13 protein-coding genes are annotated in these 17,087 nt (G+C 61.4%); 9 read left to right on the top strand and 4 right to left on the bottom strand.

Annotation, left to right across the window (positions count from 1 at the left end; genetic code table 11):
* Positions 1-3: 3 nt before the first annotated feature.
* On the bottom strand, positions 4-450 hold the full coding sequence (locus HFO99_RS06820) for a DUF805 domain-containing protein (protein ID WP_222360121.1): 447 nt from the start codon (positions 448-450) through the stop codon (positions 4-6).
* Positions 451-700: 250 nt separating this feature from the next.
* Complete coding sequence (locus HFO99_RS06815; RefSeq protein WP_222360120.1) at positions 701-1,606, bottom strand: NAD(P)/FAD-dependent oxidoreductase; 906 nt, start codon at positions 1,604-1,606, stop codon at positions 701-703.
* Between the two features lie 130 nt (positions 1,607-1,736).
* Between HFO99_RS06815 and HFO99_RS06810 the strand changes: the two genes are divergently transcribed.
* The gene (locus tag HFO99_RS06810; protein WP_064246786.1) at positions 1,737-2,192 is read left to right on the top strand and encodes an Rrf2 family transcriptional regulator; all 456 of its coding nucleotides are present in this window, start codon (positions 1,737-1,739) and stop codon (positions 2,190-2,192) included.
* A gap of 480 nt (positions 2,193-2,672) precedes the next feature.
* Positions 2,673-4,463: an ABC transporter ATP-binding protein gene (locus HFO99_RS06805; RefSeq protein ID WP_222360118.1), complete on the top strand. Its 1,791-nt coding sequence runs from the start codon at positions 2,673-2,675 to the stop codon at positions 4,461-4,463.
* Between the two features lie 128 nt (positions 4,464-4,591).
* Here the strand turns inward: HFO99_RS06805 and HFO99_RS06800 are convergent, their stop codons facing one another.
* Positions 4,592-5,071 carry a class I SAM-dependent methyltransferase gene (locus tag HFO99_RS06800; RefSeq protein WP_222360116.1) on the bottom strand — a complete coding sequence of 160 codons (480 nt, stop codon included), beginning with the start codon at positions 5,069-5,071 and terminating at the stop codon, positions 4,592-4,594.
* A gap of 176 nt (positions 5,072-5,247) precedes the next feature.
* Here HFO99_RS06800 and HFO99_RS06795 point away from each other — a divergent pair, with 176 nt between their 5' ends.
* Positions 5,248-6,474, top strand: coding sequence for a DUF3095 domain-containing protein (locus tag HFO99_RS06795; protein WP_222360114.1), 1,227 nt, complete (start codon positions 5,248-5,250; stop codon positions 6,472-6,474).
* On the opposite strand, the gene HFO99_RS06790 is transcribed toward HFO99_RS06795, so the two are convergent.
* Positions 6,464-7,801: a nucleotide sugar dehydrogenase gene (locus HFO99_RS06790; protein WP_222360112.1), complete on the bottom strand. Its 1,338-nt coding sequence runs from the start codon at positions 7,799-7,801 to the stop codon at positions 6,464-6,466. The two genes, HFO99_RS06795 and HFO99_RS06790, sit on opposite strands and share 11 nt — an antisense overlap.
* 507 nt (positions 7,802-8,308) lie before the next feature.
* On the opposite strand from HFO99_RS06790, the gene HFO99_RS06785 reads away from it, so the two are divergent.
* From HFO99_RS06785 to HFO99_RS06760, 6 genes are all read left to right on the top strand, one after another.
* Positions 8,309-9,652 (top strand): adenylate/guanylate cyclase domain-containing protein, encoded by a 1,344-nt coding sequence (locus HFO99_RS06785; RefSeq protein ID WP_222250666.1) that lies wholly within the window; start codon positions 8,309-8,311, stop codon positions 9,650-9,652.
* Positions 9,653-9,807: 155 nt separating this feature from the next.
* Positions 9,808-11,697 (top strand): ABC transporter ATP-binding protein, encoded by a 1,890-nt coding sequence (locus tag HFO99_RS06780; RefSeq protein WP_064246781.1) that lies wholly within the window; start codon positions 9,808-9,810, stop codon positions 11,695-11,697.
* Complete coding sequence (locus HFO99_RS06775; RefSeq protein ID WP_222360110.1) at positions 11,697-13,604, top strand: ABC transporter substrate-binding protein; 1,908 nt, start codon at positions 11,697-11,699, stop codon at positions 13,602-13,604. Before HFO99_RS06780 ends, HFO99_RS06775 begins: the two co-directional genes overlap by 1 nt.
* A gap of 3 nt (positions 13,605-13,607) precedes the next feature.
* Positions 13,608-14,606 (top strand): ABC transporter permease, encoded by a 999-nt coding sequence (locus HFO99_RS06770; protein ID WP_222300615.1) that lies wholly within the window; start codon positions 13,608-13,610, stop codon positions 14,604-14,606.
* Entirely contained in the window at positions 14,606-15,778 is a 1,173-nt protein-coding gene (locus HFO99_RS06765; protein ID WP_222360108.1) for an ABC transporter permease, read from the top strand. The genes HFO99_RS06770 and HFO99_RS06765 overlap by 1 nt, the downstream gene beginning before the upstream one ends.
* 96 nt (positions 15,779-15,874) lie before the next feature.
* Positions 15,875-17,083, top strand: coding sequence for a glycosyltransferase family protein (locus HFO99_RS06760; RefSeq protein ID WP_222360106.1), 1,209 nt, complete (start codon positions 15,875-15,877; stop codon positions 17,081-17,083).
* The last annotated feature ends 4 nt before the right edge of the window (positions 17,084-17,087 follow it).

Raw genomic sequence — 17,087 nt, 5'->3', positions numbered from 1 at the left:
CTCTTAGGCAAAGATCTCTGCTCTTATTTCCGGACGCAGCGGATCCGGCCCGAACTTGTTTGGGCCTTCTGTGCCTGGAAGCAAGTTAATAACCAAGATCGCGAGGCTTGCAATGAGACCGACATAGGGAACCATGCCCAAGATAACCAACGCGAGATACCACCATCCGGACATGTTGCGATCATGGAAGCGGCGAACCTGCAGGGATATCAGCGGCAAAATAAGCGCGACTATGAACAATCCGCCGATAACCAGGAAAACGGTAGCCAGGGCGGAAATTCCACCTGGGAGACCGGAAAAGGCCCCGGTCAGACCGGCTACAAATGAAATGGCGAACACCGCCAGCACATAGAATAGCATGAACCACCAATATTCCGACCGGGAAGCCCTGCCGGAAAAGGTAGCATATTTCTGCTTCAGAACAGTCCGAACAGCTTCGGTAAACCCCATTGAAATGCCCCCATTTCAGCTTGCAGCAAGCGCGGTGATCTACGGTCTCACCATCGTCTTGCTTGATAGTCATTCAGATGAAAACAGCTACAATTCAAACGTAGAAATTGCAATAAGTCGGTTGCATCGGCTCATTATTTTAAAAGCAATGATTAACGTCTTGAGATTTTCACCTCGGTGACGAGGTGGACGTGAAAGGTCCCGACCTGCTGGGGGAAGAATTCAACCCCGTTTATCTTGCTGTTTCGCCTTATGCGACCGACTGCATGACAAGCGATTGATGGCAATGCACGCCGGCGAGCACGCCTGAGGCGGAAGCGAGCGTGGCATTATGCATGGCGCTTGCCGCATCGCCGGCGGCAAAGACACCCTTGATAGTGGTTTCCTTATTCTCACCAGTCCGGATGACTGGCCCGAACGGGCCGTCGTCGAAGTCGCAGCCGAGCTGCTCGGCAACCGGGCTTGCCATCGAAGTTTTCGGCGCGACGAAGACGGCATCGAGCGGCACGACGCGGCCATCAGCGAGGCGAACGGCCTCAAGCTTCGGATCGTCGCCCAACAATTCGACGATAGGGCTGCGTTCGATGCGGACGCCACGGGCCGTCAGCTTCACCAATTGCTCTTCATCGGGCTCGAACAGCGCCTGGGTGAAAAAGGTCGTTGCGCCCCAGTCCGGGATCATCATGGCCGCATGGGCCGAATGCGGATGGTTTGCGAGAACGCCGAGCGTGCCGCCGCCGACCTCAAAACCGTGGCAATAGGGGCAGTGCAGCGCGGAGCGGCCCCATCGCTGCTTGAGGCCCGGGATTTCCGGCAGCGTGTCGCTGACGCCGGTTGCAAGCAGGATGCGCGCGGCTCGTTCTTCGCTGCCGTCTTCGGTGCCGACAATGAACGCATCACCATCGCTCTGCGCCCGGACGACTTTCCCCTGGCGGATGGTGACGGTCGGATAGAGCGAGAGTTGCCGTTTTCCCTCCCGCATGATCGCCGCCGGCGTCTGGCCGTCCTGGCCCAGGAACCCATGCGAGGCTTCAGAAAACCGATTGCGCGGCGCGCCGGCGTCAACGAGCAGCACCCGCCGCCGCGCCCTGGCTAGCTGCATGGCGGCCGAAAGGCCGGCAAAATTTCCGCCGATGACGATGGCTTCGAACGACATGGAACTCTCCCTGGATATCGAACTCATGACTCAACATAAGTTACATGAAGCGGTACCGTCAAGCATCATGTTACTTGTCTTGTTACGATCCTGTTGCGATAATGACCCGCCGATCGAAAGGAAGAGACCGATGCGCAATGACAGCCGCCTTTCACGCATGCTGCACGTGCTGATCCACATGGATAAGCACCAGCAATCGGCGACCTCCGACATGATTGCAAAGATGCTGAACACCAATCCCGTCGTCGTCCGCCGCACCATGGCCGGCCTTCGCGAACAGGGCTACGTCCGCTCCGAAAAAGGCCATGGCGGCGGCTGGACACTGGTGCGTCCGCTGTCCGAGATCACCCTGCTCGACGTCTACCGCGCCATCGGCGAGCCGCATCTCTTCGCCATCGGCCCAGCCGACGATCAGCCGCAATGCCTCGTGGAACAGGCGGTGAATATCGCCCTCGGCGACGCGATGAAGGAGGCCCAGGCCCTGCTGCTGCGACGATTGGACAGCGTAACGCTGGACAAAATCGCGGCCGACTTCGAGACAAAACTGACCGCGCTGTCGGCCACATCCTATTCCTGCGCCTCCTGAGTGGGCATTACGTCCTACGGTAGAGAAAATAACGGCCGTCCTTGATGTCATCGAGGAGCAGAAGGCAGAAGCGCAGGATGGTCCCGCGGCAGACCACTAAAGGCGCTGCCGTGTGGGCGAGCAGGCCGGTCGAACCGTCTATTCGCAAGCGCACAAGGTGTGTCGTTTCAGCATCACTTTCTGTAAGGTTGCAAATATCCGCTTGGCAATGGCGAATTGCTTCGGTACAAAACGCTCACCGCTTTAGTTCGAACACAAGGGAGGCGTTGTATGCTAGCAATCATCGAAACCTTCCCCTGCGGAATGTCCCGACACTAGGACATTTCCATTCGCGGCCCGCCTCAAGCGCGCCCGACATGCGTTTTCCCTTAATTCATAGCCCGATTGATCTAACGGGATCATTTCGTCTCCCGTTTGGGCTGTGCCATCTAACTCTCTATTTTGAGGACCGGTTGCCGAACATGGCGCCGAGCGATTAAAATGACTCGCAAGAAGCTCGATTTCCGCGCCGATGCCTATCGCCATGTGCTCGGCTTTGTTTTCCATCATTGGCGCCATCGGCCGGCATTGGTGGGCATTATCATCGTGTTGGTGATAGCAAGCACGCTGGCCGAAGTGATGGTGCCGGTGTTTTCCGGCCAGATCGTCGATGCCATTGCCGGTAGCAATGCGGCTGACCGGGCGCTGCGCGCCTTCGTTATCGTCGTGGCACTGGGCCTGACCAGCGTGGCACTGCGCTGGTTCATCTTCAACGGCATCATCCGGTTGACGCTGCGCATCATGGCGGATGTGACGAACAACGGTTTCCACAAGGTGCAGCGGTTTTCGACCGACTGGCACGCCAACAGCTTTGCCGGTTCGACAGTGCGCAAGATCACCCGCGGCATGTGGGCGCTCGATTCGCTCAACGACCTGCTGTTGGTCGCCCTTTTGCCGTCCATCGTCATGCTGGTCGGCGCCAGTATCGTGCTCGGCAGCTACTGGCCGATCATGGGCCTGATCGTGGCTGCGGGGTCGCTCATCTATATCGGGGTGACCGTGGCACTATCCATGGGCTTCGTGTCGCCGGCAGCGCGGCTTGCCAATGCCTGGGACACCAAGCTTGGTGGCGCAACGGCGGATGCCATCAGCTGCAATTCGGTGGTCAAGGCCTTCGGAGCCGAGAACCGCGAGGAGGTACGCCTGCGCCAGGTGATGGCCAGATGGGACAGCCGCACGCGACGGACGTGGAAGCGCGGCACATTGAGCGGTACGATCCAGGGCTTCCTGATGGTTTCCATGCAGGCAGGTATCTTGGGAACGGGCCTGATCATGTGGCAGCAGGGGCTGGCTACGCCTGGCGACATCACCTTCGTGCTGGCCATGTTCTTCGTTCTGCAAGGCTATCTGCGCAATGTCGGCCAGGACATCCGCAACCTGCAGCGTGCCGTCAACGACCTGGAAGAACTGGTGCTGCTCGACAAGATGCCGCTTGATATCGAGGACAAGCCCAACGCCAGGCCGATCAAGATCAGCGAGGGCGAGATCGTCTTCGATCGCATCACCTTCCAGTACGGCGCTCATCCCACTCCGCTTTACGAGGGTTTTTCGGTCACCATCAAGCCGGGCGAACGCGTGGGCCTGGTGGGGCATTCGGGCTCGGGCAAGACGACCTTCGTCAAGCTCATCCAGCGCCTCTATGACGTGAACTCGGGCGCGATCCGCATCGACGGGCAGGATATCGCAGGGGTCAAGCAATCAAGCCTGCGCGGCCAGATCGCCATCGTGCAGCAGGAGCCCATCCTGTTCCACCGCACGCTGGCGGAAAACATCGCCTACAGCAGGCCGAACGCCTCGCGGCGCGAGATCGAGCAGGCGGCGAAACAGGCGAGCGCCCACGACTTCATCATGGACCTTCCCAAGGGCTATGAGACGATGGTGGGGGAACGCGGCGTCAAGCTGTCGGGCGGCGAGCGGCAGCGTGTCGCCATTGCCCGTGCCTTCCTGGCGGATGCGCCGGTGCTGATCCTGGACGAAGCGACATCGAGCCTCGACAGCGAGAGCGAAGTGCAGATCCAGCAGGCCATGGAACGCCTGATGAACGGCCGCACGACGCTGGTGATCGCCCACCGGCTGTCCACGGTGCGCGCGCTGGACCGGCTGCTGGTTTTCGACAAGGGAAATATCGTTGAAGAAGGCGACCATCAGGCACTGATCCGGCTTAATAACGGTATCTATCGCCGGCTGTTCGAACGGCAGGCGCTGGAGCTGACCAAGGGTCTGGTGGCGTGAACCGAAACACTACAGCGTCGCGCGTCTTTTCGAGAGCCGCGGCGCTGTAGCACTTTGAATTGCTGCATAATTTTATCCTTAAATCGATTCCGGTTTCAGGAATTATGCAGTAGGGCCAATGCTATCCTTTACGTCCGCCGGTAGAGGAAATAACGGCCTTCCTTGATGCCATCAGGCAGCGGCAGCGCCGCCAGCTCGGGGTGCTCCAGCGGCAGCCCGCTGACGGCGATGCCGTTATGGGCGAGCACGCCGGCCATCAGCTGCGGCAGCCAGGTCAGCGTCACCGCATCGATCTCGTCGTGGCCGGTGCCGATATCGGCATGGGCAAGGGCTGCGCCGATGCCGACGAAGGCCTGGCCGGACTCGCGGATATTGCCGGTCACCATGTCTTCTGGCTCCGGTGTCGAGGCCGAATAGGAGCGCAATTCCCAGTCGAAGGCGACAATGCGCCGGCCGGGAAAATTCTCGCGCAGATGATCATAGGTGCGGCCGTTGCCGAGGCCGAACTCCAGCACCGGCCCTTCAATTTCCCCCACCAGATCGATGATCGAGTTCAGAATGTCGCGTTGGGCCGTCAACCGGCGAATGAAGCTGTCGAGGCGGCTCATCTAATCCGTATCCGTCATGAAATCGTTAGCGGTCCTGGAGCAATTCCAGCAAAAAAGTGCGAGAGCGGTTTTGCGTCCGGAATTGCGTAAAAACAAAAAGATAGAGCATTTCCGTGCGTCCGAAAAAGCAGGAAAATGCTGTAACACATGAAACCTTGGCAAGTCGATTGCCGTAAATGGGAATTGGCGTTGCGGTGGCAACATGGGTCTGTGCTAAGCTCGATGACATGAAAACCGTGACCGACGAAGATTTCTTTGCCGAAGTGCCGCTCTTCAGCGAATTCGAGGGCGTGACCGACGCCTCCAACTACCGGCCGCTGCCGGACGGATGGGTGCTGGCGCTCGCCGACATCGTCGGTTCGACGCAGGCGATCGGCGCCGGCCGTTACAAGGACGTCAACATGGCGGGCGCAAGCGTCATTTCAGCGGTGTTGAATTCCGTCGGCAAGGGCGATTATCCCTTCGTCTTCGGCGGCGACGGCGCGCTGATCGCACTTCCGGGTTCGCTGGAGGCGGCGGCGCGCGACGCCCTTGCCGCCGCTCAGATCTGGGTCGAGGAAGATCTGAACCTGATGCTGCGCATCGCCATCGTGCCGGTCGCCGACACCCGTGCCGAGGGCCTCGACGTCCGTGTCGCGCGTTACTCCGCAAGCCCCTACGTGACCTATGCGATGTTCTGGGGCGGCGGCACCAGTTGGGCGGAAAGACAGATGAAGCTCGGCCGGTACGGCATCGCCCGCGCGCCCGCTGGAACCCGCCCGGATCTCACCGGTCTCTCCTGCCGCTGGAGCCCGATCGATGCTAGAAACGGCGAGATCGTCTCGATTATCGCCGTGCCCGGCGAAGGCCGGCCAGGCCGGGAATTTCAAGAGCTCGTCAGCGGCATCGTCGCCATCACCACCGAGCAGAACCGAGACAGCCATCCGGTACCGGCCGATGGTCCGAACCTTGCCTTCTCGCTGCATGGCATCAATCGCGAGGCCAAGGCCACCGCGCCACCGCGCCGGCGGTTGTGGCAGAAGCTCTTCATCTTCCTGCAGCTCGGCATCACGGTCGCGTGCTACAGGCTCGGCATTCCGCTCGGCCGCTTCGATGCCCGCCGCTACAAGCGCGACGTCGCCGACAATTCCGATTTCCGCAAGTTCGACGACGGGCTGAAGATGACAATCGACGTCGACGCCGAACACCTGAAGCGCATCGAGACCCTGCTGCAGCAGGCGCAGGCCAAGGGTGTGGCCCGCTACGGCCTGCATCGGCAATCCTCAGCGCTGATGACCTGCTTCGTGCCGACGCCGATCGCGCGCGATCACATCCATTTCATCGATGGCGCCGCCGGCGGTTATGCGGTGGCCGCGAGCCAGATCACCGGCAAGTCGCTTTCGGCTGTTTCCGTCACGCCTTGATGACGTGATCGGCCGCAAGCCCGAGCCGGTTGAAGACGTTGCGCGTGTCGATGATCAGCGAGGCGTTTTTTGCGAGCGCCGCATAATCGACCTTGTCGTGGTCGGTCGCCACCAGCACTGCATCGTAGCCGGCAATGGTATCCGGCGTCAGCGTCACCGATTTGCGGCCCTTCAGCGCCTGGTATTCGCGCGTCGGCGGGATCTCGGCGACGAAGGGATCGTGATAATCCGCCCGTCCGCCACGCTCCTCGATTATCTCGATCAGCCGCAGCGACGGGCTCTCTCTTATATCGGCGACGTTCTTCTTGTAGGCAAGCCCGAGCACCAGCACCCGGCTGCGGCTCAGCGCCTTGCCGGCGCGGATGTCGAGCGCTTCGGCAAGCTTGCCGACGACCAAACGCGGCATCGCCGAATTGATCTCGCCGGCGAGCTCGATGAAGCGGGTCGGCAGCTCGTATTCGCGCGATTTCCAGGTGAGGTAGAAGGGATCGATCGGGATGCAATGGCCGCCAAGACCGGGGCCGGGATAAAACGGCATGTAGCCGAAGGGCTTGGTCTTAGCAGCGTCGATGACTTCCCAGACGTCGATACCCATCGCCGCATAGACGGTCTTCAGCTCGTTGACGAGGGCGATGTTGACCGAGCGGAAGATGTTTTCGGTGAGCTTCACCGCCTCGGCCGTCGCATTCGAAGAAACCGGAACGACGGATGATACCGCCGCACCATAGAAGGCCTTCATCAGTGCCAGCGCCTCAGGCCCGTCGCCGGCGACGACCTTCGGGATGGTGGCGGTATGATAATGCTGGTTGCCGGGATCCTCGCGCTCCGGCGAGAAGCCGACGAAGAAGTCCGAGCCGGATTTCAGCCCGGTGCCTTCGAGAATGACCTTTACCACGTCGTCGGTCGTGCCGGGATAGGTGGTCGATTCCAGCACGACGAGCTGACCGGGGCGCAAATGCGCGGCGATCGAGCGTGACGTCGCCTCGACGAAGGAAAGGTCGGGATCGCGATGCTTGGTGAGCGGCGTCGGCACGCAGATGATGATGACGTCGCACTCGGCAAGGCCGGCGAAATCGGTCGTCGACTTGAAGCGGCCCGCATCGATCTCGGCGGAAAGCACTTCGTCGCTCACCGCGTCGATATAGGAGCGGCGAGCATCGAGAGCCACCATCTTGCCCGGATCGATGTCGAAGCCCGTGACCGCAAAGCCGCTGCGCGCCACCGCCATCGCCAGCGGCAGGCCGACATAGCCAAGCCCGATGATGCCGGCGCGGGCCGCGCGGGTTTCGATCTTCTGCAAAAGCGTATCGAAGGTGGAGGTGGCCAAGGCGGGATCTTTCAAACGGGGAAGAGAAGGCTGATCTAATGCATGATCCAGGCAAATTAAACCCGGGCGCGGATCTTCCTCGTCTTTCCGGCGGCCCGGCCGTCCGGTTCTCGCCGATGGCTGCCCCTCAACCTAACCCTCTCGCCGATCTTCTGGGCCGGGATGTCGCGTGGCATTGATACCCAATCCCTTAGCCGGGTGTGGCGGAAATGACCCAGGCCTCGCCGTTTGCTGCAACTTCAGCGCACAAAAAATTAGAGCTCCCATTGTTTCGCATTTGCAGCATCCCTATTTTGACTTTTGACAATGAACCACTGCGAAAGGACAACCCGTCCGATCCCCGATATGGGGAGCTAAGGGGCGCCACTGCCGGCTTTCGGCAGATCCGTTGACACTATATTACCGCTCGTACATCCTGATTTCCCTATGACCTGCGCATGAAAATGCGGCGGCCAAGGGAATTTTTGGCTCTTGGGGATGGCGTGCCTTATGAGGATCATACCGAGAATGAGCACGATCGAAACCAGCGTCTCCTCCATCCTGTTGGACCGGGTCGCTGAATGGCTGACGAACTCTTCGCTGGCCGGAGACGAGCTTGAAAACATCGTCCGCGGCTTCTGCGAAAGGCTTGCGGCCGCCGGCCTGCCGATCGCGCGCGTGCACCTGACCTTTTCGATGCTGCATCCGCTCTACGATGCGCTGAGTTTTACCTGGCGGCGCGCCAGCGGCGTCACCATCGAAGGTTTTCGCATGCCGGCCGGGCAGAAGCCGGACCGCTTCCTGCAGAGCCCCTATTATTACCTGCTCGACAACAACCTGCAGCACATCCGCCGCCGACTGACCCAAGAAGGCCCGGCCGAATTCCCGATCTTCGAGGACCTGCGCAAGGACAGCATCACCGACTACCTCGCCTTCGTGCAGCCCTTTGGCGACGGTTCGGTGCAGGGCATGATGGGCTCCTGGTCGACCGACTACCATAGCGGTTTTTCCGACGACATGATCGATGCGCTGCTGAGGATGCAGAACCATCTGGCAGTGGCCGCCAAGATGGCGGTGCTCGGCAAGCTCGCCAACAACATGCTGACCACCTATCTCGGCGGCGATGCCGGCAAGCGGGTGCTGAACGGCCAGATCCGCCGCGGCGACGGTGAGACGATCCGCGCAGCCCTCGTCATGGGCGATATGCGCGAATCCACCATATATGCCGAAAAGGAGGGCCGGCAGGCCTATATCGACACGCTGAACCAGTTCTTCGACGCGATCGCTGCCCCCTTCAACCGCAATGGCGGCGAGATCCTGAGTTTCCTCGGCGATGGCTTTCTCGCCGTCTATCCTTGCGGGCGCCACAAGGACCCATCGAAAATTGCCTGCGAGGCGGCGCTTTCGGCGGTGCATCAGGCGCAGGCGCGGGTCGCCGAACTCAACAGGGACCGCGAGCAGAAGGGCCTGACCAGGGTCGGCTACGGCATCGGCCTTCATGTCGGCAACGTCATGTTCGGCAATGTCGGCCTCAAGGACCGCCTGACCTTCTCCGCCTTCGGCTCGGCGGTCAACGAGGTCCAACGTCTGCAGATCCTAACCAAGAAATACGGCCGCGAGGTCGTCGCCAGCCAGGCCTTCGCCGGTTACTGCGGCGGCGAATGGACGACGCTCGGCGAGGAGAAGCTGCGCGGCGTCCGCCAGAAGGTGACGGTGCTGCAGCCGCGCGCGCCGGCGCCCGCAATCAATGTCGACGAAAGCTTCCGCGAGGCCGTGCAGAACGGACTTTCAGAAGCCGAGCAGGTCATTCTCCTGCATCGCGACGCCAAGAAACAGGTGAAGCGCACCAGCATGGAGAAATTCATCCAGTAAGAGCTTAGAACCCCTGCCGTAATCTGCGCATCTCGCCCGGGGGAACTTCGGCGGGGGGCGGCGGTTTTTCTATGATTGTCATCAGCTAGACACCCCGTTTGCGGTACGATAGTGTGCCTTAACGGGAACATAGAAGACTGGGGAATTTCATTGGTATGGCGTCTGCAGCCGATCTGTTGCGTATTGAAAATCTCGACGTCTCCTTCTCGGTTTTCGGTGACCGGTTACGCGTCGTAAAAGAAGCCAATCTTCGCATCCTTCCCGGCAAAGTCACCGCTCTGGTCGGTGAATCCGGCTCCGGAAAATCGGTGATCAGCCAGTCGGTCATGGGCATCCTGCCCAATCCGGCCAAGGCCTCCGGCCGTATCCTCTTCACCGATCCGCTCGACGGCAGCACGACCGATATCCTGTCCTTTCCGCGCGACAGCGAGGAAATGCGCGACCTGCGCGGCCGGCGCATGGCGACGATCTTTCAGGAGCCGATGACCTCGCTCTCGCCGCTGCATACGATCGGCAATCAGATCAGCGAAGTGCTGCTGATCCATACCGAGGTCGACAAGCAGGAAGCCCGTGAAAGGACCGAGGAGATGCTCGGCCTGGTCGGCTTTTCCAACCCCCATCGCACTTACGACATGTATCCGTTCGAACTGTCCGGCGGCATGCGCCAGCGGGCGATGATCGCCATGGCGCTGATCTGCAAGCCGGCTCTGTTGATCGCCGACGAGCCGACGACGGCGCTCGACGTGACGATCCAGGCGCAGATACTGGAACTGCTCCGCGAGCTGCAGGCCAAGCTCGGCATGGCGGTGCTGCTCATCACCCACGATCTCGGCATCGTCGCCAACATGGCCGACGAGGTGGTCGTCATCTATCACGGCGAGATCATGGAAGCGGGACCCGTCGAGGCTATCTTCCGTAATCCGCAACATCCTTATCTCAAAGGCCTGATGGCCGCCGTACCGCATTTCGACATGAAACCCGGCGAGCGGCTGAAAGCGCTGCGCGAGGTAACGGTCAATCTCGAGTCCCTCGTCGGCAAGAAGAAGCCGCTCCAAGCAGAGACGCCGGGCATCCTGCTTTCCGTCGCCAATCTCTCGAAGACCTACAAGACGCGCAAGCGCAGTTTCTTCGGTAAGCACGAAGCCACCGTCCTGCGCGCCGTCGACGACGTCAGCTTCGACATACGCCGCGGCGAATGTCTTGGCCTTGTCGGGGAATCCGGCTGCGGCAAGACGACGCTCAGCAAGATCCTGATGCGCGCCATCACGCCGGACAGCGGCGCGGTGGTGTTCAACGACGGCAAGGAGGTCGTCGATGTCCTCTCCGTCAAAGGCTCCGAACTGCAGGACATGCGGACTAAGATCCAGATGGTGTTCCAGGATCCGGTCTCCTCGCTCTCGCCGCGCATGACGGTGCGCAACATCCTGAGTGAACCGCTCGAGATCCATGACCGCGGCGACAGTGACGAGCGCAAGCGCAAGGTCGAGGGGTTGATGGCGGCAATCGGCCTCGACAAACGCTATCTCAGCCGCTACCCGCACAGTTTTTCGGGCGGCCAGCGCCAGCGCATCGGTATCGCACGGGCTCTCGCGCTCGGCCCGAAGCTCGTCATCCTCGACGAGCCGGTTTCGGCCCTCGACGTCTCCGTGCAGGCGCAGATCCTCAACCTGTTGAAGGACCTGCAGAAGGAGCTGGGGCTTACCTATCTCTTCATTTCGCACAATCTCGCCGTCGTCGATTACATGGCCGACCGCATCGCGGTGATGTGCAAGGGCCGCATCGTCGAGATCGCGCCGCGCGAGATCATCCTGCGCGATCCGGTGCACCCCTATACGAAATCGCTGCTCGCCGCCGTCCCCTTCCCCGATCTCGACCGGCCGCTCGATTTCAAAGCGCTCAGGGAAAACGGCGCCGCCGACAAGCAGAACTGGGGCGTGACCTTCACCGCCGAGCATGACGACGCTTCCGAACTCGCCTATGCCGACCTCGGCGACGGCCATCTGGTGCGCGCCCGCAAGGGCGCCGATGCCAAGGAGTTGCGCTGATGGTGACGCGTCGCATATTCCTTGGCGGCCTCGTCGGTGCGGCGATCGCGCCCGCAGTGGTGAGGGCGCAACAAGCCGCCGAACCGGAATTCCTGAAGGAGCGGCTGACATCAGGCAGCCTGCCGCCGATGGCCGAGCGCATTCCCGCCCGCCCGCGCATCGTCAACCTGAAGGAAATGGGGCTGGAACCCGGTGTCTATGGCGGCACGGTGCGCACCATCATCGGCGGCCAGCGCGATATCCGCTTCATGACGATCTACGGCTATGCGCGCCTGGTCGGCTACAACAAGCACCTGCAGTTCCAGCCGGATATCCTGGCCGCCTTCCAGTCCGAGGAGGACACGGTCTTCACCTTCACGCTGCGCGAGGGCCATAAATGGTCCGACGGCCAGCCGTTCACGGCCGACGATTTCCGCTACTGGTGGGAAGACGTCATCCTGAACGACAAGCTGACACCCGGCGGCGGCGCGCTGGAGCTTCGTCCGCACGGCAGCCTGCCGCGCTTCGAGATGCTCGATGCGCTGACCGTGCGCTACACCTGGGAAAAACCCAACCCGATGTTCCTGCCGTCATTGGCAGGCCCACAGCCGCTCGTCATCTTCGGCCCTGGTCATTATCTCAAGCAGTTCCACAAGAAATTCCAGCCGGACCAGGCGAAGATGGACGAGCTGATGAAGACCTACCGCGTCAAGAAATGGCAGGATCTGCACATCAAGATGGCGCGTTCCTATCGTCCGGAAAATCCGAACCTGCCGACGCTCGATCCCTGGCGCAATACGACGCCGCTGCCGTCCGAGCAGTTCGTCTTCGAGCGCAACCCGTTCTTCCACCGCATCGACGAGACCGGCAGGCAGCTTCCCTATCTCGACCGTTTCATCCTCAACGTCTCCTCCTCGTCGATCATCGCCGCCAAGGCGGGTGCAGGCGAAGCCGACCTGCAGGTGACCGGCATCGATTTCAACGACTACACCTTTCTGAAGGAGTCCGAGCAGCGCTTCCCGGTGAAGGTCAATCTCTGGAAGCTCGCGCGCGGCTCGCGCATCACGCTGCTGCCGAACCTCAACTGCGCCGACGAGGTGTGGCGCGGCCTCTTCCGCGACGTGCGCCTGCGCCGGGCGCTGTCGCTGGCGATCGACCGGCACGAGGTCAACATGGTGGCCTTCTACGGCCTTGGCACGCCAAGCGCCGATACGGTCCTGCCCGACAGTCCGCTCTTCAAGCAGGAATATGCCGACGCCTTCGTCAAGTTCGATCCCGACGAGGCCAACCGCCTGCTTGACGAGCTCGGCTTGACCAAACGCGACGACGACGGCATCCGGCTGCTGCCCGACGGACGGCGCGCCGAGATCACCGTCGAGACCGCCGGCGAGAGCAATCTCGATACCGACGTGCTGGAGCTGGTGCACGACCATTGGGCGAATATCGGCCTTGCGCTCTATACCCGCACCTCGCAGCGCGACGTCTTCCGCAACCGCGCCATGAGCGGTTCGATCATGATGTCGATCTGGTACGGCCTCGACAATGGCGTGCCGACGGCCGACATGTCGCCCTCGGGTCTCGCGCCGACACTCGACGATCAGCTGCAATGGCCGCTCTGGGGCATGCATTACCTCTCCGCCGGCCAGGAGGGCGTCGCACCCGACCTGCCGGCGGCCGCCGAACTGATCGACCTGCTTGGCCAATGGGGCTCGACGGCGAAATTCGAGGAGCGCCAGGTGATCTGGCACAAGATGCTGTCGCTCTATACGCAGCAGGTGTTCTCGATCGGCCTCATCAACAGCACGCTGCAGCCGATCCTTCGCGCTGCCAAGCTGCAGAACCTGCCGGAGAAAGCGCTCTACGGCTTCGATCCCACCTCCTATCTCGGCGTCTATATGCCGGATACATTCTGGTACAAGGAGGTCTGAGGCGTGCTCAGATACATTCTCTGGCGCATCGCCGCCATGGTGCCGACGCTCTTCGTCATTTCGGCGCTGGTCTTCACCATCATCGAGCTGCCGCCGGGCGACTTCTTCGAGAGCCAGATCGCCGAGCTGCGCGCCTCCGGCGAGACTGCCAACCTCCAGGAAATCGAGGAGATGCGCCAGCAATACGGCTTCGACAAGCCGGAGATCGTGCGCTATTTCTACTGGGTCGGCGGCATGCTGCATGGCGATTTCGGCTATTCCTTCGAATACCAGCTGCCGGTCTCCGACGTGGTCGGCGACCGCCTGTGGCTGACCATCCTCGTCTCCTTCACGACGATCCTGCTTACCTGGCTGATCGCCTTTCCAATCGGCATCTATTCGGCCACGCACCAGTACAGCTGGGGTGATTACGGGCTGACCTTCCTCGGCCTGATGGGCATCGCCATTCCAAACTTCATGCTGGCGCTGATCCTGATGTATTTCGCCAATATCTGGTTCGGCATCTCGATCGGCCATCTGATGGACCAGCAATATTTCTCGGCGCCGATGAGCTGGGCGAAGGCGCAGTCGATCCTCGCCCATCTCTGGATCCCCGTCATCATCGTCGGCACGGCCGGCACGGCCGGCATGATCCGACGGTTGCGCGCCAACCTGCTCGACGAGATGCAGAAGCAGTATGTCGTCACCGCCCGCGCCAAGGGCCTGCCGCCGCTGAAGGCGCTGCTCAAATACCCGTTGCGCATGGCGCTCAACTTCTTCGTCGCCGATATCGGCTCGATCCTGCCGTCGATCATCTCGGGCGCCGAGATCGTCGCGATCGTGCTGTCGCTGGAGACGACGGGGCCGATGCTCATCAAGGCGCTGCAGAGCCAGGACATGTATCTTGCCGGCTCCTTCCTGATGTTCCTCGCCTTCCTCAACGTCATCGGGGTGCTGATCTCGGACATCGCGCTCGGCTTCCTCGATCCCCGCATCCGTCTGCAAGGCAGGAGCACCAAATAATGTCGCCCCTTCCCGCACCCGGCGCGCCGCTGCCGCACTACGTCTCGACCGCGCCTTTCGATCCCTTGGCGACCGAAAGCATGACTTCGGCGCAATCGCGCATCCATCTCGCCTCGCAGAAGCAGCTGATGTGGTGGAAGTTCAAGCAGCACAAGCTGGCCTTGATCTCCGGCATCTTTCTCGCCGCCGTCTACCTGATGATCCTGATCGTCGAGTTCCTGGCGCCTTACGGCCTGCACACGCGCAATGTCGATTTCATCCACGCGCCGCCGCAAACCATCCACTTTTTCGACAAGGGCAGCTTCGTCGGTCCCTTCGTCTACGGCCGCAGCATGACGCTCGATATCGACACGCTGCACCGCGTCTATTCCGACAAGACGAACGACGTGCAGCCGATCCGTTTCTTCTGCCGCGGCGATGCCTATAAATTCTGGGGCGCTGTCGCCTCGAACTATCACCTCGTCTGCCCGGCGATCGGCGGCCAGATGTTCCTGCTCGGCACCGACCGGCTCGGCCGTGACGTGCTGTCGCGCATCCTCTACGGCGCGCGGATATCACTGACCATCGGTCTGATCGGCATTTCGATCAGCTTCGTGCTCGGCATCGTCATCGGCGGCCTTGCCGGTTATCGCGGCGGTTTTTTCGATCTCATCGTCCAGCGCCTGATCGAAGTGCTGCAATCGCTGCCGAGCCTGCCGCTGTGGATGGCGCTGGCCGCCATCATGCCGGTGACGTGGAGCCCGATCGTCATCTATTTCGGCATCACCGTCATCCTCGGCATCATCGACTGGACGGGGCTGGCGCGTGCCGTGCGCTCCAAGCTCCTGGCGCTGCGCGAGGAGGATTATGTCCAGGCCGCACAGCTGATGGGCGCCAGCACGCCGCGCATCATCGGCCGGCATCTGGTGCCGGGCTTCATGTCGCATCTCATTGCTTCGGCGACGATTTCAATCCCCGGCATGATCCTTGGAGAGACCGCGCTCTCCTTTCTCGGCCTCGGCCTTCGTCCGCCGATCACCAGCTGGGGCATTCTGCTGACCGAGGCAAAAAGCGTCAGCGTCATCGCCTTCTATCCGTGGCTGCTCTATCCGATCATTCCTGTTGTTCTTGTCATTTTGGCGTTCAACTTTCTGGGAGACGGCTTGCGTGATGCGGCAGATCCCTACAAATAGCAGGAAACGCGGCGGCCCATCTCGGCACCGCCCCCACCTCTTGCCCTCCGGACGGTGGGGGTACTAAGTATGTTGCTCACCCCAGAAGGGATGCCCATGTCCAGACGTCTCGAAGATGCGCGCATCCTCATGTACAGCCACGACACCTTCGGTCTCGGCCATCTGCGCCGCTGTCGCGCCATCGCCCATGCGCTGGTCGAGGATTATCGCGGCCTGAATATTCTGATCATTTCGGGTGCCACGATCGCCGGCGCCTTCGACTACCGCGCCCGCGTCGACTTCGTGAAGATCCCGAGCGTCATCAAGCTGCGCAACGGCGAATATACGTCGCTCGCCAGCCATATCGACCTGCACGAGACGCTGAAGATGCGCGAATCGAGCATTCGCCACACCGCCGAGACCTTCCAGCCCGATATCTTCATCGTCGACAAGGAACCGATGGGACTGAAGGGCGAAGTCGAGGATACGCTCGCCTATCTCAAGGCCCGCGGCACCGTCCTGGTGCTGGGGCTTCGCGAGATCATGGACGCGCCGCATCTGCTCGAGGCCGAGTGGAAGAAGAACAGCATCATGCAGAAGATCGACCAATATTACGATAGCGTCTGGGTCTACGGCCCGCCGGATTTCTACGATCCGCTGATCGGCCTCGACGTGCCGGCCAGCCTGCGCCGGAAGATGGATTTCGTCGGCTTCCTGCAGCGCAGCGTCTCCAGGGGCAAGACCTCGATCAACGCCCGCAAGGACAATTACATCCTCGTCACGACAGGCGGCGGCGGCGACGGCTCCGATCTCGTCCACGACGTCATGAACGCCTACGAGGCGGACCCGACCTTGACGCAGAAGGCACTCGTGGTGCTCGGGCCCTATATGCCGGCCGCCGAGCGCGCCAAGTTGGTGCAGAAGGGGGAAGCCATTCCCTATATCGAGGTGATCGAGTTCGACAATCACATGGAAGAGCTGATCGACAGCGCCACCGGCGTCGTTGCCATGGGCGGCTACAACACCTATTGCGAGATCCTCTCGTTCGACAAACCGGCCCTCATCGTGCCGCGTGTCAAGCCACGCGAGGAACAGCTGCTGCGCGCGAAGCGGGCAAGCGAGCTCGGGCTCGTCGACATGCTGCTGCCGGAACAGTCGGTCGACCCCACAATCATGGCGGAAGCGCTGAAGCGTCTGCCCTTCCGCCAGCCGCCGTCAAAGAGCGGCGGAAATATGCGTCTTGAAGGGCTGGACCATATCTCACAGACCGTCGGCCGGTGGATCGACAGCCGCGGCAGCCACCTTTCCCTCGTCGGCGCGGAATAGGAAA

The organism is Rhizobium leguminosarum, from assembly GCF_019798305.1.
Taxonomy (GTDB): domain Bacteria; phylum Pseudomonadota; class Alphaproteobacteria; order Rhizobiales; family Rhizobiaceae; genus Rhizobium; species Rhizobium leguminosarum_U.
Note: the sequence above shows the minus strand (reverse complement) of the source record. Positions and strands in the feature narration are given on the sequence as shown.